The sequence below is a fragment of the Bradyrhizobium sp. BR 1433 genome, assembly GCF_051547665.1.
Lineage (GTDB): Bacteria > Pseudomonadota > Alphaproteobacteria > Rhizobiales > Xanthobacteraceae > Bradyrhizobium > Bradyrhizobium australafricanum.
Window position 1 is genome coordinate 6603877 of the sequence record NZ_JBPUGG010000001.1, and the last position, 17374, is coordinate 6621250.

A 17374-nucleotide genomic window follows, 5' to 3' on the forward strand; every position below is an offset into this window, starting at 1 on the left:
GATGACCGCCGCACGCGTCATCCTGCTCGCCTTCCTGCTGGGCTTCGTGTGCCCGGCGTGGGCCGAGGTCGCGGTGCCTCCGCTCACCGGCCGCGTCGTCGACCAGACCGGGACGCTGTCGGCGAGCGATGTCGCGACGCTGACCGACCGACTGAAGGATCTGGAGGCCCGCAAGGGCAGCCAGATCGCGGTCTTGATCGTGCCGACCACGGGCGAGGAAACCATCGAGCAGTTCTCGATCCGCGTGGCCGAGGCGTGGAAGATCGGGCGCAAGAAGGTGGACGACGGTGCGCTCCTTGTCGTCGCCAAGAACGACCGGCACTTGCGCATCGAGGTCGGCTATGGCCTCGAAGGCGTGCTGAGCGATGCCGTCACCCACCGCATCATCGACGAAGACATCACGCCGAAATTCAAGGCCGGCGATTTCGCCGGCGGCATCTCGGCCGGCGTCGACCGGATGATCCGCCTGATCAATGGCGAGAAATTGCCGGCGCCGGAGCCCGAGCATTGGCAAGGGCCGAACCTGGTCGACTTCGCCAATCCGGTGACAATCTTTATCGTCATCATCGTGGCCGGCGTGTTGCGCGGGATACTGGGGCGGTTGCTGGGCTCGGTCGCGACCGGCGGTGTCGTCGGCGTCTTCACCTGGATGGTGGCCGGCTCGCTCGCCACGGCGCTGGTGGTCGGCCTGTTCGCCGCCGTCGCGGCGCTGATCTTCGGCGGATTGAACTTCGGCGGTCCGACGGCAGGCTCGGGACCGTACCGGCGCGGCGGCGGTTATTCCGGCGGCTGGTCCGGCGGCGGGGGCTGGAGCAGCGGTTCGAGCTCGAGCGACAGCGGCGGCTTCAGCGGCGGAGGCGGCAGCTTCGGCGGCGGCGGCGCCTCGGGGAGCTGGTAGGCATGGGCATCAAGCGCATCGGCAAGCATCTGATCGAACACCGCTGGCGGGTGCGGCGTGATTTTCCACCGCGCGTGCTCGACGCCATCGAGCGGGCGATCAAGGCCGGTGAGGCCACTCATTCCGGCCAGATCCGTTTCGTCGTCGAGGGCGCACTCGACGGCGTGCCGCTGTTCCGCAATCAGCCTGCACGGGAGCGCGCGCTCGACGTGTTCTCGCATTTGCGGATCTGGGACACCGATCACAACAATGGCGTCCTGATCTACCTGTTGCTCGCCGACCGCGACGTCGAGATCGTCGCCGACCGCGGCATCGACGCGAAGGTCGGCCGTGCCGGCTGGGAGGCGATCTGCCGCACGATGGAAACGGACTTTCGGGCCGGCCGGTTCGAGCAGGGCGTGATCAAGGGGATCGAGGCGGTGTCGCGCGAGCTGGCAAAGCATTTCCCGCCTCCCGCCGGCCCGAATGAGCTGCCGGATAAGCCGGTGGTGATTTAGGTCCAACGCCCTCCACGTCATTGCGAGCGAAGCGAAGCAATCCATCTCACCGCAAGCGGAGAAATGGATTGCTTCGTCGCTGCGCTCCTCGCAATGACGCTGGAGCGTCTACGCCTTCACCGATGGCCGCGCGCCGACGCGGTTGAACCAGGCGACGATGTTGGCGTTCGACTGGTCCAGCGGCTGGCCGACCTGGTTGCCGAAATCGAGCCAGCAATGAGCAGCATGTCGGCGAGCGTGAAGCGCTTGCCGCAGATGTAGTCGCGGCCGTCGGCCATCTGGTCATTCAGCCATTTGATGCGGTTGGCGGCGATCATCTTCAGGCCGGGCGAGGCTTCGGGCGCAACGGGAATGCGCTTCTCGAAGAATTTCAGCGCTTCGCCGAAGCGGTAGCCGTTGGCGAGCGGCTCGGCGATGTTGAGATCGACGCGGCGCGTCCACATCCGGCATTCCGCGCGCTCTTCCGGCGTGGTGCCGATCATCGCGGGCGAGGGGTGCTTCTCCTCGAGATATTCGCAGATCGCCGTGATCTCAGAGAGGTAGTTGCCGCAGTCGAGCTCGAGCGCCGGCATCTGGCCGTGCGGATTGCGCTTCAGGTGTTCCGTCTCGCGGTTCTCGCCCTTGCGCAGGTCGACGGCCTGTTTGGGTATCTCGATGCCCTTCTCCGCCATGAACATGCGCACGATGCGCGGATTGGGTCCGATCGAGTCGTAAAGCTTCATGATCCTCGCTCCCTGTTTCTTCAACGTTGTTGTTGCCGCTGTTGAACAGGCCGGGCGCGGATTTGTCAAATGTGAAGGCGCTCGGTCGCCCGAACGTCATTGCGACCCGTTGGCTCGCAACGACGGGGAGGAACTGAGCTCAATCGTCGAGCTTGTTGAGGTCGCGCACCGACTGCATGATCGGCTCGAAATTCGAGCGCGCATCGAGTGCATCGAACAGTTGCGCGGTGTCCTCGAGCAGGCCGTGCGAGCGCTGCAGCGCGATCCGCACATCGTCCTGCGGCGTGTCGGACAGCCGGCCATGTCCCGACAGCAGGATCTTCGAGTTGAGGCCCTTCAGCCGCTCCAGCGACTGGATATAGTCGGCGATCGAGCCGGAGCCGAACACGCCGCCCATCACGCCGCCGGGCATCAGCGTGTCGGCGGCGAACAGCAGGCCCTTGTCCTGGTCGAACAGCGTGATGCAGGCCGAGGTGTGGCCGGGGGTGTACATCACGTTGAGGCGAAAATTGCCGAGGTCGATCAGGTTGCCTTCCTCGAGCCAGATGTCGATATCGATCGGCACGTTCGGCTCGTTGAACATCTTGCGCAGCATCGAGAAATCGTCGCGCAGCATGATCTTATTGGCGGCGAGCCGGTGCGCGGCGACGTAGGCGCTGCCGTGGAAATGGTACGCCGCGCCGATGTGGTCGAGATGCTCATGGCTCAGCACCACCATGTCGATCATCTCGGGCGTCACCCCGAGATGGTTGAGACAGGCGACGAGCGACGGATAATTGCTCGACAGTCCGACGTCGATCATGATGGTCCGCTTGCTGCCGCGCACCAGATAGGCGTTCGCCGCACGGTTCTTGAAGCGGATCTGATAGACGTCGTCGGCGGCCTGGATCAGCGTTGCGACCTCGGCGTCGAACAGCGTCTTGAACGGGCTTGGCTTGCGGTCGCTCATGGGGTTGCCGCCGTCCGGTAAGTGACCGCGTTGGATGCGCGCAGGCGCTTCGAGAGCGCATCCATCACCATCAGCGCGAACGCCGGCTGCTGGCTGACCAGATAGACGAAGCGGGCGTGGTCGATCCGCATCACCCGCGTTGCGGGCGCGGAGGCGATGGCGGTCGCCGAGCGCGCCGAGCCGTCGATCACGGCCATCTCGCCGAAGAACTCGCCCTTGCCGAGGCTGACGATAACAGTCTTGCTTCCGCGATCGATCTTGGCGATGTCGACCTTGCCGTCGAGCACGACAAACAGCTCGCGGCCGGTCGAGCCTTCCTCAAAGATGACGTCATCGACACCAAATTCCTTGATGCATTTCTCGATCGTCATGGCGCTCTCCTGCCTTCTGGCTGGAAGATGACGGTATGTTAATCGGGAAAGCGCCGCGCGCAAACGGAAGCGGCGCAGATTGCCGCAGGGCAGCATCGCCCAAATCCGGCCCGGAAAACTCCCTAAAATTTAGGTAATGGCGGAGCGGGGTAACCATTTCGCAAGCAATAAAAGTTACCGAATTGTCAACCTAGTCTGGAGACTTTGAACGTGAGTGAGCAGCAGAGCGAGCCGGTCAGCGGTCAAACCGGCGCCGAAATGGCGGCGAAAAGCGAGCCCGTGATGGCCGCGACCGATGTCGAAGCTCCCGGCTTGCGCCCGAGCAGGAAGAGACGTCGCCAAAGGCGGACGCGCCCCGGATGGACGCGCCCAAGGTTGAACCCTCGAAGGTTGAGCCGCCCAAGATCGACCCCAAGATCGAGTCCATGATCGAGCCGAAGGTCGAGGCCAAGGTCGAGCCGACCAATATGGACGTGCCCAAGGTCGAGACCGGCAAGCGGGAAGAGCCGCATTTTCCGGGCAAGCTGATGATCATGGCGCCGGGTGACCGCACCTGGGACCATGAGGCGACGGCATCCAGGCCAGGCGCCGAACAGGCGGCCAAGGCGGCGGGCAAGCCGGCCGGCACGCGCCGGATCGGCGCGATGGCCGCGGTGATCGCGCTGGCGACCGTGGCCGGCGCCATCGGCGGTGCGCTCGCGACCGCGGGGCTCGGCCATCTCGCCGCCCCCGCCGCTGCTTCCGTCAGGGATGTGGCTGCCAAGGACGCCGCCGCCAACAAGGAAGCGGCCGATGCCGCGCTCGCCCGGATCGAATCCGAGGTCGCCGCGCTGAAGGCCAGCGTCGAGCAGACCGCCAGGGCCGGCCAGACCCAGTTCAGCAAGGCCAGCGACCGGATCGAGAAGGTCGAGAAGGCCCAGGCCGAGCCGATGGCCAAGCTCAACAAGCTCAGCGAGGCGGTCGACAAGCTCCGCGCCGCGCCGCAGACCACCGTCGCCGCGGCGACGCCCGCCCGCGAGGTCACGGGCTCGATCACCCCGGCGACTGCCGCGGCGGCGCCGGCCGCCCCCAGGCCAGAGGTCGGCCGCCTGCCGGTGGTCGACGGCTGGTCGCTGCGCGACGTCGGCAATGGCGGCGCGCTGATCGAAGGCCGCGGCGGCATCTACGAGGTTTACGCGGGCGACCCCGTCCCGGGCCTGGGCCGCGTCGATGCCATCCGCAAGCAGGACGGCCGTTGGGTGGTCGTCACCAGCAAGGGCCTGATCGTTTCGCGCTGATCTCCGCAACACGACAACACCAAGGCGCTTCACTACGATGTGAAGCGCCTTTTTCTTGAATAGGGTTTGCCGCGCGGTGTTAGTGGGGCATGAGCCGCGCGCTGAAATGCCTTCTGCTGATGTCCGTTCTGCTCTGCGGCGCCGCGCCTGCACGTGCCGCCGAGGATCGCGCGCTCGAGCGCGGCACGGCGGTGATCGATCCCGCCACCCTGCGCGAGTTCGATCACGGCCGCTTCAGCCTCGGCCGGATGCTCGCGCCGGAGCGTTCCGCCGACACGCCGCTGTCCAACCGTGATCTGTTCGGGCTCGCCGTGATGGTCCCGGTGCGCGAGGCGCTGGATCGCGAGTTCGATCGCTATGTCGCAAAGCATAAAGCAAGCCTGCCGAATGAGAGCATCGGCATCGGCGACGGCTTCGCGTTTCAGCTGTTCGATCGCGCGCTACTTCGAATCCTCCGACGTCCGCTTCGTGCTGTCAGGCATCGTCAACCGCATGGACCGCGCCTATGTGGCGCCGAAAGATTGCGGCGAGATCCGGTTGATCTACCGGCTGACCCGTACCGATGTGTCGCCGATCGGCGAGAACGCGGTGTCGCAGCGGCTGCCGATGACGCTGAACCTCGTGCTGAAGGCGAAAGGCGACGGCAACGACGCATCGCTCGGCTGCCGCGAAATCGCGCGGCGCTGGCTCGCGACCGGCAGCGCGCGGCCGGCGATGGAGAAGTTGCTCGGCAAGGATGGTCCGCTCGACCTGATCGATGCGCGCAATATCGATCGTATCGAGACCAATCTGCAGATCGCGCACGCGCCGAAATCCGCGGTGCGCGATTTCCGCACCGACTATCTGCTCAAAGTGTTCGATTATGACGGCGTGGCAAAACGGTTTGCCGAAGCGCCGCTGGAGAACCAGATCGATCGCGACCGCATTCTGGCGGACGGGGCACTGAGGCGCGACTTCAAGGCGTGGTTGCTCGATCCCAAACATCTTGCCGAGCTCGATCGCGGCACCTTGCTGATCCCCGATCGCTTCCTCGCGACCGTAGCGGTCGCGCCGACGCCGACCGGTTTCGATGTCAGCGAGCTGGAGCCCGAATTCGGCATGGTGCAGGGCGAGGGCACGGCCGGCAATGCGGTGTTCTCGGATGGTGACGTCGTCGGCGCCCTGCAGAAGGCTGCGGCCGACGGAACGAAGCTGCAAAACATCCAGTCGCTGGCCGGCTTCGAGCGGCGCCTCAACGATGTCACCTGCGCCGGCTGTCACCAGACCCGCGGCATCGGCGGCTTCCATTTCCCCGGCGTCGACTGGATGGCGGCAAAGCCGTCGAACTCCACGGTGGTGCCGGCCTCGCCGCATTTCTTCGGCGACCAGCCTCGTCGCCGCGATATCCTCGCAAGCTTCCGCGACGGCAAGGCGCCAGACTTCTCGCGCGGCTTCTCCAACCGGCCGCAGCAGCGCGGCAGCACCGAGCTTGCCGGCACCGAATACAGCGACGGCTGGGGCGCGCATTGCTATCTGCCGGGCGCGAGGCCCGCCGAGACCGACCGCAGCTTCCGCGGCTGGACCTGCGCCGAGGGCCTTGCCTGCCAAGTGGCCGGGAAGGCCTCGCACATCGGCATGTGCTTCGTGAAGGGCCGGTGATTTCCGCCGGAACCGAAGCGGCTGCGCGTCATTATTTGATGCTACATTCCGCGTCGCGACCACGCCCCGAACAGCCCAGCCTTGAGCGGAGACCGGCCGATGAGTGCTCCCGAGGACGACAAGCAGCGCGACCGCGAGATTGCAGCCAACGAGGCCGAGCGCCAGGCGGTCAGCGCCGTCCGCGTCAGCAGCTGGGCGATCGGGCTCGCGGTCGTCATCGGCATCATTGCGGTGGCCCTGGTCTGGGCCTGGATGAAGCGCTGAAGCGACGCTCGACGGAGATCGATCCGCTACGCCACCGCGCCCGACGCGCGCAGCTTCTGGATCGTGGCTTCGTCGTAGCCGGCCTGGCGCAGGATCTCGTCGGAATGCTCGCCGACCTCGGGCGGCTTGCGCGGCTGCACCTTCCTCGCGCCGTCGATGAAGATCGGGCTGTTGACGGTCAGCATGGTGTCGTTCTCGAACCGCACCAGCACCTCGTTCTCGATCATCTGCTTGTCGTTCGGGATGTCGTCGAGGATGCCGACGACGCCGAATACGAGACCATTGCCGTCGAGGATCTTGCGCCATTCGGCGAGGTCCTTGCCGGCGAACACCTCGTCGAAGATCTTGATTAGCTCGACCGAGCGCGCATGGCGGTCGGCCTTGGTGGCGAAGCGCGGATCGGCGATGAGGTCCTCGCGACCCATGCAGCGCGCCAGCGTCGGCCATTGCCGGTCTTCGTTGAGCAGCGACAGGATCAGCCAGCGGCCGTCCTTGCACTTGTAGTGGTTGGTGACCGCGTTCAGCGCCTCCTCGCGCGGCTTGCGCTTCTTGAACTTGGCGCCGGCGAGCTTGGCCTGCGCCAGCACGCCATTGGCCCAGACGCCGTTGGCCATGAGATTGGTCGAGACATGCGAGCCCTTGCCGGTCTTCTCGCGCTGGAACAGCGCGGTGACGATCGCGCCGTAGAACGCCATCGCGCAGGGGTGATCGCCCATGCCGGCGACCGAACGGGCCGGCGTGGTCTCCTCGTCCGCGCGCACCAGATCCATCAGGCCGGAGCGGGCCCAATAGGCGTTGGAATCGAAGCCGGGCTTGTTGGCCTCTTCGCCCTTCTCGCCATAGCCGGTGAAGGAGGCGTAGATCAGCCGATCGTTGAGATGGGCGAGATGATCGTAGGTGATGCCGAGCTTTGTGCGCACCTGCGGTGGCATGTTGGTGATGAACACGTCGGCCTCGGCGACGAGCTTGTACAGCACCTGCTGCGCGTCAGGCTTGGTAAGGTCGAGCGCGAGGCTCTTCTTGTTGCGGGCCTCCAGCATCCACGCGAAATTGTGCTCGCTCGATGGATAGCCGGGCAGATTGGGCAGATTGCGATAGGGGTCGCCGGCACCGGGCGGCTCGATCTTGATGACGTCGGCGCCGAAGTCGGACAGCACGGTGGCGGCCGCGGGTGCCGCGATGAAGCTCGCGCAGTCCAGGACCTTGAGCCCGTCAAAAATGCCTTTTTCCATCGTGCCGTCGCTCCCGTGGCGCTTGTTGGTGTTTTTCCGGTAGCTGGAATTATCGCAAGCAATGATCCCGATCGGACCGCCATTTGACCCATCTGGGGGGCACGATGCAACCAAGTCATTCCGGACCTGGCGCCCATGCACCATGCCGGAATGACATGTCGGTGATGAGTATTACTCCACCCCCGCCATCAGCGCCGCATTGCCGCCCGCGGCGGCGGTGTTGATGGTGATCGTCTGCTCGGTGGCGAAGCGCGCGAGGTAATGCGGGCCGCCGGCCTTGGGGCCGGTGCCGGACAGGCCGCTGCCGCCGAACGGCTGCACGCCGACCACCGCGCCGATCATGTTGCGGTTGACATAGATATTGCCGACCTGGAGGCGGTCGATCACGTGCTCGATCGTGTCGTCGATGCGGGAATGGATGCCGAGCGTCAGCCCGAACCCGGTCGCCTCGATCGCACTCAGCACCTCGCCGAGCTTGTCGGCGCGGTAGCGCACCACATGCAGGATCGGGCCGAACACCTCTTCCTTCAATTGCCCGGCCGCCGACAGTTCGAAGATGTGCGGCGCGACGAAATTGCCTGATGGCGCCTCGCCGGCGAGATGCACGCGCGCCTCCTGCTTCATTTGCGCGATATGCGCATCGAGCCGCTGCTTGGCGTCGGCATCGATCACCGGTCCGATATGCGTCGACGGTTCGGAGGGATCGCCGATCTTCAATTCGCGCGCGGCGCCCGCGATCATCTCGATCATGCGGTCGGCGACGTCGTCCTGCACGAACAACAGCCGCAGCGCCGAGCAGCGCTGGCCGGCGGAGCGGAACGCCGAGGTCACGACGTCGTCGGCGACCTGCTCCGGGAGCGCGGTGGCGTCGACGATCATGGCATTGATGCCGCCGGTTTCCGCGATCAGCGGCACGATCGGGCCGTCCTTGGCGGCGAGCGTGCGGTTGATCGACCGCGCGACCTCCGTCGAGCCGGTGAAGACGACCCCGGCGATGGTGGGATGCGCCACAAGCGCGGCGCCGACCGCGCCGTCGCCCTGGATCAGATGCAGCGCCGATGGCGGCACGCCGGCCTGATGCAGCATGGCAACGGCTTCGGCTGCGATGCGCGGCGTCTGCTCGGCCGGCTTTGCGATCACCGCATTGCCCGCCATCAATGCCGCCGTCACCTGGCCGAGGAAGATCGCGAGCGGGAAATTCCACGGCGAGATCGCGACGAACGCGCCGCGGCCGTGCAGCTCCAGCACATTGCTTTCGCCGGTCGGGCCCGGCATCGTCTCGCCTTCGCCGAACAGCTTTTGCCCCAACGCGGCATAGTAGCGGCAGAAGTCGATCGCCTCGCGCACTTCCGATAGCGCATCATCGAGCGTCTTGCCGCCCTCGCTTTGCAGCAGAGCGAGGAAGTGGGCGCGGTGCTGCTCGAGCAGCTCCGCGGCCTTGTCCAGGATCGCCGCACGCTTTATGGCCGGCGTGGCGTTCCAGGCCTTGAAGCCGCGGCGCGCCGCGGCAACGGCGGCATTCGCCTGCTCGGTGGTTGATGGCGTGACGGAAGGCGAAGCCTTCCGTTCGGCCGCGATCGCCGACGTCAGCGCGCCGAGCGCCTTGCGTTCGCCGAATTCGATGCCGTGCGAGTTCTCGCGCTGCGGCCAATAAAGCTCGGCCGGCAACGGAATTGCGGCGTGCGACGCCTTGTCGTCGGCGCCGACGATCTCGGCCGGGCGGCGCAGCAGGTCCACGATGGACACGCGATTGTCGGCGGCCAGCGCCACGAAGGACGAGTTGGCGCCGTTCTCGAGCAGCCGCCGCACCAGATAGGCGAGCAAATCACGGTGGCTGCCGACCGGTGCATAGGTGCGGTGGGCGATCTCGGGCCTGTCCTCGCCGAGCTGGGCGTAGAGCGCTTCGCCCATGCCGTGCAGCCGCTGGAATTCGAAGCTCAAGGGATCGTCGGCGAGTTCGAGGATGGTCGCGACCGTCAGCGCGTTGTGGGTGGCGAATTGCGGAAACAGCCGAGGCCGCAGCGCCAGCAGCTTGCGCGCGCAGGCGACGTAGTTCAGGTCGGTCATCGCCTTGCGGGTGAACACCGGATAGCCGTCGAGCCCGCGCTCCTGCGCGCGCTTGATCTCGGTGTCCCAATAGGCGCCCTTGACCAGGCGCACCATCATCCTGCGATCCAGCGCACGCGTCAGCGCATCGACATAGTCGATGACGTCGGCGGCGCGCTTCTGATAGGCCTGGATCGCGAGGCCAAAGCCGCCCCAGCCGGCGAGCGAGGGGTCGGCGAATGCGGCGGCGATGACGTCGAGCGACAGCTCCAGCCGGTCGGCCTCCTCGGCATCGACGGTGAAGTTGAGGTCGAACGCCTTGGCGCGGCGCGCGAGATCGATCAGCTGCGGCACCAGCTCGGTCATCACCCGCGCGTGGCTCACCGCCTCGAAGCGCGGATGCAGCGCGGAGAGTTTCACCGAGATGCCGGGCCGGTCGGGCAGGGGTTGATCGCCGGCCGCTTTGCCGATCGCATCGATGGCGCGGGCGTAGGATTCGAAATAGCGATGGGCATCGTCGGCGGTGCGCGCACCTTCGCCCAGCATGTCGAACGAATAACGCGAGCCGCGCGCGGTGTGCGCTTGCGCGCGCGACAGCGCCGCCTCGATGGTCTCGCCGAGCACGAAATGGCTGCCCATCAGCCGCATCGCCTGCCGTGTCGCGGCGCGCACCGCCGGCGCACCGAGTCGCTTGGTCAGCCGCCCGATCGTGCCCTGCGGCGTCTCGCCGGGCTGGATCACGCGCGCCGACATGCCGAGCGCCCAGGCCGAGGCGTTGACCAGGAACGCGCTCGATCTGGTCTCGTGGTTGACGAAGTCGCCTTGGCCGAGCTTGTCCTCGATGAACTGGTCGGCGGTGCGCGCGTCGGGTACCCGCAGCAGCGCCTCCGCCAGCACCATCAGCGCCAGCCCTTCCTTGGTCGACAGCGCGAACTCCCGCAGCATGTCCTCGACCCCGCCGAGCGGATCGTCATTGGCCCGGATCGCCTCGATCAGGCGCGTCGCGGTGCGGTCGATCCGTGCCTCCGCCTCCGCGCCGAGCGTTGCATCCTGGCGCAGGCGGGCGGCGATGACGGCGTCGTCGGGCGCGTAGGGCGCGCTGAACGGGGGCGGGGGCGGCGACGGGTCTGGCATGGCGGTTCCTTGAGATTGTGTGGGAACACGTACGCGCTAGCGAACCGTAGTTCGATAGACAAATTAGCAGATTTGCCTTAGAAAATGAGGACCAATTAGAGAATTACCGCAGATATGACAGAGATCGACAAGACTGACCGCAGAATCCTCTCGATCCTGCAAGGGGATGGCCGGATTGCCAATGTGGAACTGGCGGAACGGATCGGCCTGTCGCCGACCTCGGTCGGCGAACGGCTGAAGCGGCTGCAGCGCGACGGCTTCGTCGAGGGCTATGGCGCGCGGCTCAATCCGCACCGGCTTGGCCTCGGTCTCTTGGTGTTCGTCGAGGTGCTGCTCGACAAGACCACGCCCGATGTATTCGAGAAGTTCGCCAGGGCGGTGCAGACCGCGCCGGAAGTGCTGGAGTGTCATATGGTGGCCGGCGGCTTCGACTATCTGGTCAAGGCGCGGGTCGCCAACATGACCGCCTATCGCAGGTTTCTCGGCGAGACCCTGCTGGCGCTGCCGGGCGTGCGCGAGACGCGAACCTACGCGGTGATGGAGGAAGTCAAGCGCGACGCGCCGCTGCCGGTCGGCTGATATGCCCCGATCCGATCCACAGCCATGCGCCGGATGTCTTGGCATCGCGACACGCCCGCGATAATCCTTTGGTCGAGTTGGGGCAGTGGTTCATGAAAGATGCTGATCAGCCGATACGAATGAAGCGGGCCGGATTTGCCGGCGCGCTTGCTGTGCTCATGCTGTCGTTGCCATCGGCCATGCCGGTCCGCGCGGCCGAGCTCAGCTCCGGCATCATGCAGCTCTACACCTCGGTCTCGATCTATCCGCCGTCGGCCACGGGGATGACCGTCTGTTACGGCTTCGTCTGCCGGCGTCGCGAGATGCTCGACTTCAGCGCGGCCGACCGGGCGGCCCTGGCCAGGATCATGGCCACGGGCCGTGCCAATGCCGCCGCCGAACGCGCGGCCGTGCAAAAGGCCGTGATCTGGTTCGACCGGCGCATGGGGCCGATCCTCGGCACCGACAAGCGCGTGGCGAAAGCGGATTTCCGCGCCAACGACGACAAGCACAATTATGATTGCTGGGACACGACGCGGAACACGACCAGCCTGATGCTGGTGATGCAGGCGTGGAACCTGTTCAGGTTTCATGACGTCGGGGATCCCCACTACCGCGGATTTTCGTTGGCGCAAACGCCGCACAACACCGCCGTCCTCGTCGAGCGCGCGACCAAGGTGGAATGGGCCGTCGATCTCTGGCCCCGCGGCTATCTGCAACCGCCTGATGTCATGACCGTCGCCAAATGGGTGACGGAAGATTGAACGGCTGAGCGTCGCAGCTGCGCGTTCCGCGCTGTTCCATCCTCATTGATCGCAGGGATAGCGTTCCGCGTGACGCTGGGAACCGAATGCCAGGATTCGAACAATAGCTTCGCACGATATGGTTCCAAAAAATACGTTCAGTGCCGATCACCATAAGAACCAAGTGACGCGTTAACACCGGCAGCATTCGGTCAACCCGAGGCTACCACATGCGTTCACGTTCGATCTGCATTGATGCCGCCAGCGGCGGCGTTCGTTTCCCACAGCTGCTGGCGCTTGCGCTGCTTTGGCCTGTACTCGCCGGTCCTGCCCGTGCGGGCGATGTCGAGGATTGCGGCGGGCCGCCGACGGACAAGGCCGAGGCGGCGTGCTCGGGCATCATCAACGATACCGCACGCTCCACGGAGGACCGCACCAAGGCCTTCACCGGCCGCTCGCGATTTGATATCGCGCGCGGCAAGATCGATCAGGCGCTCAGCGATGCCGAAGCGGCGGTGCAGCTGAATGGACAATTCGTGCCGGCGCTGATCGCGCGCGGTTATGTCCAGCAACGCAAGGGCAGCTTGGATCAGGCCCGCGCCGATTTCGATCGCGCGATCGAGCTCGAACCGAAGAACCCGTTCGGCTTCCTGGCGCGCGGCAATCTGCGCGCCGACCAGCGCGCCTGGAGCGATGCGATCTCGGATTACGGCCAGGCGATCACGTTGCGGCAGGATCTCCCCGCCGCCCATGTCGGGCGCGCGCGGGCCTATGTCGAATCCGGACAGCCCGATGCGGCGCTGGCCGACGCCAACACCGCGATTGCCGTCAACGCCGGCACCCCGAATGCTTTCTACTGGCGCGGTCAGGCCTATCGCCGCAAGGGCGACATGGATCGCGCGATCGAGGATTTCTCGCGCGCGATCGCGCAGGCGCCGCAGGCCGAGCGCAACGCCTATTTCGCCCGTGCCCAGCTCTACAGCGCCAAGGGCGACTATGCCCGCGCGATTGCCGACTTCGACCGGCTGTTGACGGTGCTTCCCGACAACAAGGAGATCCAGCAGCAGCGCCAGCAGGCGGTCACGATGCAGGCCGAGCTCGCCAAGGCAGCAGGCGGCGCCGCGCCGCCGCAGACCGCACCGGCTCCAGGCGCGTCGCCAGCGCGGCCAGCCGGGCCGGCGGCGGGTAACCAGCAGGTCGAGCAGGCCAAGCAGCTCGTCGCACAGGGCAACTACGCAGGTGCCGTTGCCAATCTCACCCAGGTGCTGGGCGGCGATCCCCGCAATGAGGCTGCGCTGCGCCTGCGTGCACTGGCCTATTCAAAGCTCGGCCGGTCGGCGGACGCGCGCAACGATCTCAATGCCCTGCTCAAGCTCAAGCCGGACGATCCGCAGCTGCTGGCGTCCCGCGCGCTCAATGCCGCCGGCACCCGGCAGTTCGATCAAGCGATGGCCGACGCCGGCCGTGCCATCGCGCTCGATCAGAACAATTCGTTGGCCTATCTGGCGCGCGGCCTCGTCAAGGCCGGCACCGGCAAGGTGCAGGACGCGCTCGCCGACTACGATCATTCGATCTCGCTCAATCCCAAGGAGACGCTCGCTTTCACCGAGCGTGGGCTCGCCCATATCGGCCTCAACCAGCTCGACAAGGCGCTCCTGGATTTCGATCAGGCGCTGGCGCTGGTGCCGACCAATCTGATCGCCAAATCGTGGCGCGGCCTCGCGTTGATGCTCAAGGGCCGCGCAGATGAGGGACTGGTCGATATCGACGCTGTGCTGGAGCGAAGCCCGAACAATCCGACGGCACAGCTCGGCCGCGGGCTCGCGATGCTGACTTCCTCCCAGTACGACCGCGCCATTGCCGCCTTCGACCAGATCATCACGCGGGCGCCCAACGATGCTTTCCCGCATGTGCTGCGCGCCCGGGCCTATCTCGGGCTGAAGAAGCCGGATAACGCGATGAAGGATCTCAACTTCATCCTCTCTGCGCGGCCCGATTATCAGCCGGCGCTGACATTGCGCGGCATCACTTGGTCGGCGTTGCGCAACTACGACAAGGCGGTCGAGGATCTCGACCGGGCGATCGCGCAGAAGGAGACGGTTGAGGGCCTGTTCGCCCGCGCCAAGGCGCATGAGGCGCTCAACCATGTCGACAAGGCGACCGAGGACTTCCGCAAGGCCACGCAGCTCACCCCGTCAAGCGTGTTCGACGTGCTGGCGCAGGCCGAGTCGAAGCGCAAGGTTCAGCAGCTGTCGAAGCGGGTGCCGTGCGGCAACGGCCAGAGCGGCACGTGCCTGTGATGCTGCAATGCGCAGCCGCGCGCTTCCCGCGCAAAAGGCAGTTGTCGGCGCGCGAGCGGTGGCCGCCGAAATAGTTCAACGCCATATAGTTCAACGCCATGGCGCGCGGGCATCGTGCCCGCCCCGCCGAACGTCACGTTGTCTGGTGTGTGGATCGGCCCCCACTCCCGGATGGCGTCCGAGAGTGCGCCGCCGGATCTGGCGCTGTGACGCTAGACCTTGAGATTTTCGGCTGACGTCTTGCCGCGATTTGCAATCTCTTCGTATTCAACCGACTGACCTTCGTTGAGGGTCTGAAGGCCAGCCTTCTGAACTGCTGAAATATGAACGAAAATGTCCTTGCCGCCCGATGCGGGCTGGATGAATCCATAACCCTTGGTCGGGTTGAACCACTTCACTGTACCTTTGGGCATTCCAGTCGTCTCCGCGGAATCAATCGAAAACAGACCAGTCGGTCCCCGCAAAAACCGGCTTGTCCGCAACGACAGGATAGCAGTTTGAAAAAAGCTGGGTAGATCAAACGACGGTGTGTTTTTGACCGGAAACAACCCGCTTTGCGGGGGTTTTACGCCGGATTGCCCGTTTCGTGGTCAATTGATGCGCTGCAAAAACGAACCGGTTCCAATGTACCGAACTGGATCGATCGTCCCGCGCGCTGCCTTTCGGCCGGCACGCGGGGATCGACCGGCCGCGTTTCAATAGGTCGCGGAGAGGTATTCGACGATCTTGCCGACGTCGGCTTCGTCGATCGGCGCACCGTAGACCTTGATCATCTTGGTCACCTCGGCCTGCCAAAAATCCTTCTTGAACTTCTCGCCCTGCGGCTGGGTCTTGATGTAGTCGGCCGAGTGGCAGGCGGTGCAGTTGTTTTGCACGACCTCGAGGTTGGGACCCGGCTTGAAGGCCGCGGTCTCCTCGGGGACCGTGTAGTTCACGGGCGCGGCGATGGCGGCGCCGATCGACAGCGCAGCGATCGCGGCGAGGGATGGAAGCAGCTTGCTGGTCATGATGCTTCTCCTCACGCTGCGGTGACGCGCACGGTTTCGACGACGTTGCGCAGATAGCCGGCCGGATTCCACAACGGATCCATCGGCTGGGTGTCGCCGGCATTGTTGGTGGCGCGCACCTTCAGCTCTGCGGGACCGGCCGCGAGCTTCACCGGCAACTTCCATTCGCGGAAGGCGTATTTGCCGAGGTCCTTGCCGAGCTTGGCCGGCGTCCAGCTCTTGCCGCCGTCGGTCGAGACCATCACCTCCTTGATGCCCTTGCCGCCGTCGAAGGCGATGCCGCGCAGCATGGTGCGGCCGGCCTTCAGCTTGGCGCCGTCGGCAACGCTGGTGATGAACGAGCGCACCGTGAAGCGATTGATCGGGATCGTCGCCTTCGGTGCGGTGCCGGGCTCGACCGCATTGTTCGGCGTATCCGGTATCCGGTAGGCGGACTTCATCCAGAAGCCCTCGAACGCGTTGTCGATCACGGTGATCTCGTTGAGGTGCTTCACCCAATAGGTGCCGTGATAGCCGGGCACCACGAGGCGGAGTGGGAAGCCGTTGAGGAACGGCAGGTCCTCGCCGTTCATGCCCCAGGCCAGCATCACCTCGCCGTCGCGCGCGTGGTCGATGTCGAGCGCCTTGACGAAATCCGGCGTCTTGTCGCTGACAGGGCCGTCCATGCCGTTGAAGGTGACCTGCTTGGCGCCGGCCTGCACGCCAGCCATGTCGAGCACGGTCTTCAGCGGCACGCCGTGCCAGCGCGCGCAGCCCATCGCGCCGTTGCCGAGCTGGCCGCCGGCGACGCGCGGACTGAAGAAGCCGCGGCTGTTGCCAGAGCACTGGTTGACGGCAACGATCTCGGTCGCCTTCAGCTTCCTGATGTCCTTCAGCGACAGCTTCAGCGGCTTGTCGACCTTGCCCTTGACCTCCAGCGTGAACTTGTCCGGATCGAGATTGTAGGGGAGGTCGGCGAGGTGGTAGCGGACGAAGAACGCATTGTTCGGCGTGAACGGACCGTCGTTGAAGACCGCAAACGGCGTTTCCAGCTGTGGCGGACGGGCGGTCAGGCCGATCATCGGACGCTTTTGCGGGTAGCGCACGAGCGGCCGCTCGCCATTGCCAAAGGGCAGCGTCACGGTGTCGAGGGCGAATGCGCCCCTTGATCCCAGCCCCGTCACCAAAGCGGCCAATCCGGCGCGCTTCATCAAGTCTCGTCGATCGAGCATCCCGCTTCCTCCGAAGCTGTTCTGTCGTGAGCCGGTCATCACCAGGCCCAGATTGCCTTGCGCGCCTTCGCATCATGGAATGCGCGCGGTCCAAATGTCGCACCTGACAATCGCGAGTCAATTGAGCTTTCGCAGCGTTGCGTCGCAACAACGAAAAGCCCCGGTCGCGTGGACGACCGGGGCGTTTCCATCCAAGTAGAAGGTTCGATCAGTAGCAGACGTTCACGGTGCGATAGCGATAGCCGTAGGGCGTCAGCACCAGGCGGGTGGCGTAGCAGCCGGAGTCGACGAAGCCGACGGCAATGCCCGGGCCACCCCAGAAGTGGTGGTGATGCGGATGCCAGAAGAACGGCTTGGCGGAAGCTGCGGTCGGCGCCAGCGCGGCGGCACCGAGGGTTGCGGCAGTGGCGAGAGCGAGCGTGACTTTGCGAAACATGGTCTTCTCCTTCGGATGCGCGTTGAGCTCTGTCGCGGCGCGGTTGCAGTGTTACCCATCGCCAGTCAGTCGCATCCGGCACCGGGCACGT

The 17374-nt window shown here is 65.5% G+C and carries 15 protein-coding genes and 2 pseudogenes; 8 read left to right on the top strand and 9 right to left on the bottom strand.

Features of this window, described 5'->3' with window-relative positions:
• The first annotated feature begins 1 nt into the window (after position 1).
• Both ACSKB9_RS31785 and ACSKB9_RS31790 read left to right on the top strand, forming a co-directional pair.
• Positions 2–898, top strand: a complete 897-nt coding sequence (locus ACSKB9_RS31785) for a TPM domain-containing protein (protein ID WP_438078046.1) — start codon at positions 2–4, stop codon at positions 896–898.
• 2 nt (positions 899–900) lie between these two features.
• Entirely contained in the window at positions 901–1395 is a 495-nt protein-coding gene (locus ACSKB9_RS31790) for a TPM domain-containing protein (protein ID WP_438078048.1), read from the top strand.
• Positions 1396–1511: 116 nt separating this feature from the next.
• On the opposite strand, the gene ACSKB9_RS31795 is transcribed toward ACSKB9_RS31790, so the two are convergent.
• From ACSKB9_RS31795 to ACSKB9_RS31805, 3 genes are all read right to left on the bottom strand, one after another.
• Positions 1512–2117 carry a glutathione S-transferase family protein gene (locus ACSKB9_RS31795; protein ID WP_438078050.1) on the bottom strand — a complete coding sequence of 202 codons (606 nt, stop codon included), beginning with the start codon at positions 2115–2117 and terminating at the stop codon, positions 1512–1514.
• Between the two features lie 139 nt (positions 2118–2256).
• Positions 2257–3066: an MBL fold metallo-hydrolase gene (locus ACSKB9_RS31800; RefSeq protein ID WP_225646485.1), complete on the bottom strand. Its 810-nt coding sequence runs from the start codon at positions 3064–3066 to the stop codon at positions 2257–2259.
• Positions 3063–3437, bottom strand: coding sequence for a Crp/Fnr family transcriptional regulator (locus ACSKB9_RS31805; protein WP_438078052.1), 375 nt, complete (start codon positions 3435–3437; stop codon positions 3063–3065). Before ACSKB9_RS31805 ends, ACSKB9_RS31800 begins: the two co-directional genes overlap by 4 nt.
• Before the next feature lie 204 nt (positions 3438–3641).
• On the opposite strand from ACSKB9_RS31805, the pseudogene ACSKB9_RS31810 reads away from it, so the two are divergent.
• The 3 genes and pseudogenes from ACSKB9_RS31810 to ACSKB9_RS31820 all read left to right on the top strand — a co-directional run bounded on the left by ACSKB9_RS31810 (position 3642) and on the right by ACSKB9_RS31820 (position 6616).
• Positions 3642–4714: pseudogene (locus ACSKB9_RS31810) on the top strand (hypothetical protein).
• A gap of 89 nt (positions 4715–4803) precedes the next feature.
• A pseudogene (locus ACSKB9_RS31815) lies at positions 4804–6352 on the top strand (hypothetical protein).
• 99 nt (positions 6353–6451) lie between these two features.
• Positions 6452–6616 carry a hypothetical protein gene (locus ACSKB9_RS31820; protein WP_198400243.1) on the top strand — a complete coding sequence of 55 codons (165 nt, stop codon included), beginning with the start codon at positions 6452–6454 and terminating at the stop codon, positions 6614–6616.
• A gap of 26 nt (positions 6617–6642) precedes the next feature.
• Here the strand turns inward: ACSKB9_RS31820 and ACSKB9_RS31825 are convergent, their stop codons facing one another.
• Complete coding sequence (locus tag ACSKB9_RS31825) at positions 6643–7848, bottom strand: CaiB/BaiF CoA transferase family protein (RefSeq protein ID WP_438078054.1); 1206 nt, start codon at positions 7846–7848, stop codon at positions 6643–6645.
• Between the two features lie 171 nt (positions 7849–8019).
• Entirely contained in the window at positions 8020–11028 is a 3009-nt protein-coding gene (putA, locus tag ACSKB9_RS31830) for a bifunctional proline dehydrogenase/L-glutamate gamma-semialdehyde dehydrogenase PutA (protein WP_438078056.1), read from the bottom strand.
• A gap of 114 nt (positions 11029–11142) precedes the next feature.
• Here putA and ACSKB9_RS31835 point away from each other — a divergent pair, with 114 nt between their 5' ends.
• From ACSKB9_RS31835 to ACSKB9_RS31845, 3 genes are all read left to right on the top strand, one after another.
• Positions 11143–11607 (top strand): Lrp/AsnC ligand binding domain-containing protein, encoded by a 465-nt coding sequence (locus ACSKB9_RS31835; protein ID WP_438078058.1) that lies wholly within the window; start codon positions 11143–11145, stop codon positions 11605–11607.
• Positions 11608–11726: 119 nt separating this feature from the next.
• Positions 11727–12350, top strand: coding sequence for a hypothetical protein (locus ACSKB9_RS31840; protein WP_438080492.1), 624 nt, complete (start codon positions 11727–11729; stop codon positions 12348–12350).
• A 209-nt stretch (positions 12351–12559) separates the two neighbouring features.
• On the top strand, positions 12560–14629 hold the full coding sequence (locus ACSKB9_RS31845) for a tetratricopeptide repeat protein (protein ID WP_438078060.1): 2070 nt from the start codon (positions 12560–12562) through the stop codon (positions 14627–14629).
• 212 nt (positions 14630–14841) lie between these two features.
• Here the strand turns inward: ACSKB9_RS31845 and ACSKB9_RS31850 are convergent, their stop codons facing one another.
• The 4 genes from ACSKB9_RS31850 to ACSKB9_RS31865 form a co-directional block, all read right to left on the bottom strand.
• Positions 14842–15042 carry a cold-shock protein gene (locus tag ACSKB9_RS31850; protein ID WP_057019268.1) on the bottom strand — a complete coding sequence of 67 codons (201 nt, stop codon included), beginning with the start codon at positions 15040–15042 and terminating at the stop codon, positions 14842–14844.
• A gap of 282 nt (positions 15043–15324) precedes the next feature.
• A complete protein-coding gene (locus ACSKB9_RS31855) occupies positions 15325–15636 on the bottom strand; it encodes a c-type cytochrome (RefSeq protein ID WP_050386875.1) in 312 nt (103 codons plus the stop codon).
• Positions 15637–15647: 11 nt separating this feature from the next.
• The gene (locus ACSKB9_RS31860) at positions 15648–16847 is read right to left on the bottom strand and encodes a molybdopterin-dependent oxidoreductase (protein WP_438078063.1); all 1200 of its coding nucleotides are present in this window, start codon (positions 16845–16847) and stop codon (positions 15648–15650) included.
• Between the two features lie 208 nt (positions 16848–17055).
• Positions 17056–17283, bottom strand: a complete 228-nt coding sequence (locus ACSKB9_RS31865) for a hypothetical protein (protein ID WP_028342505.1) — start codon at positions 17281–17283, stop codon at positions 17056–17058.
• Positions 17284–17374: the final 91 nt, after the last annotated feature.

Excerpts from the sequence above, each read along its gene's own strand:
- ACSKB9_RS31840 (WP_438080492.1), top strand. The coding sequence starts at position 11,727 with ATGAAGCGGGCCGGATTTGCCGGCGCGCTTGCTGTGCTCATGCTGTCG.
- ACSKB9_RS31795 (WP_438078050.1), bottom strand. The coding sequence starts at position 2,117 with ATGAAGCTTTACGACTCGATCGGACCCAATCCGCGCATCGTGCGCATG.
- putA (WP_438078056.1), bottom strand. The coding sequence starts at position 11,028 with ATGCCAGACCCGTCGCCGCCCCCGCCCCCGTTCAGCGCGCCCTACGCG.
- ACSKB9_RS31835 (WP_438078058.1), top strand. The coding sequence starts at position 11,143 with ATGACAGAGATCGACAAGACTGACCGCAGAATCCTCTCGATCCTGCAA.
- ACSKB9_RS31800 (WP_225646485.1), bottom strand. The coding sequence starts at position 3,066 with ATGAGCGACCGCAAGCCAAGCCCGTTCAAGACGCTGTTCGACGCCGAG.
- ACSKB9_RS31850 (WP_057019268.1), bottom strand. The coding sequence starts at position 15,042 with ATGCCCAAAGGTACAGTGAAGTGGTTCAACCCGACCAAGGGTTATGGA.
- ACSKB9_RS31860 (WP_438078063.1), bottom strand. The coding sequence starts at position 16,847 with ATGCTCGATCGACGAGACTTGATGAAGCGCGCCGGATTGGCCGCTTTG.
- ACSKB9_RS31805 (WP_438078052.1), bottom strand. The coding sequence starts at position 3,437 with ATGACGATCGAGAAATGCATCAAGGAATTTGGTGTCGATGACGTCATC.
- ACSKB9_RS31790 (WP_438078048.1), top strand. The coding sequence starts at position 901 with ATGGGCATCAAGCGCATCGGCAAGCATCTGATCGAACACCGCTGGCGG.
- ACSKB9_RS31865 (WP_028342505.1), bottom strand. The coding sequence starts at position 17,283 with ATGTTTCGCAAAGTCACGCTCGCTCTCGCCACTGCCGCAACCCTCGGT.
- ACSKB9_RS31820 (WP_198400243.1), top strand. The coding sequence starts at position 6,452 with ATGAGTGCTCCCGAGGACGACAAGCAGCGCGACCGCGAGATTGCAGCC.
- ACSKB9_RS31785 (WP_438078046.1), top strand. The coding sequence starts at position 2 with ATGACCGCCGCACGCGTCATCCTGCTCGCCTTCCTGCTGGGCTTCGTG.
- ACSKB9_RS31825 (WP_438078054.1), bottom strand. The coding sequence starts at position 7,848 with ATGGAAAAAGGCATTTTTGACGGGCTCAAGGTCCTGGACTGCGCGAGC.
- ACSKB9_RS31845 (WP_438078060.1), top strand. The coding sequence starts at position 12,560 with ATGCGTTCACGTTCGATCTGCATTGATGCCGCCAGCGGCGGCGTTCGT.
- ACSKB9_RS31855 (WP_050386875.1), bottom strand. The coding sequence starts at position 15,636 with ATGACCAGCAAGCTGCTTCCATCCCTCGCCGCGATCGCTGCGCTGTCG.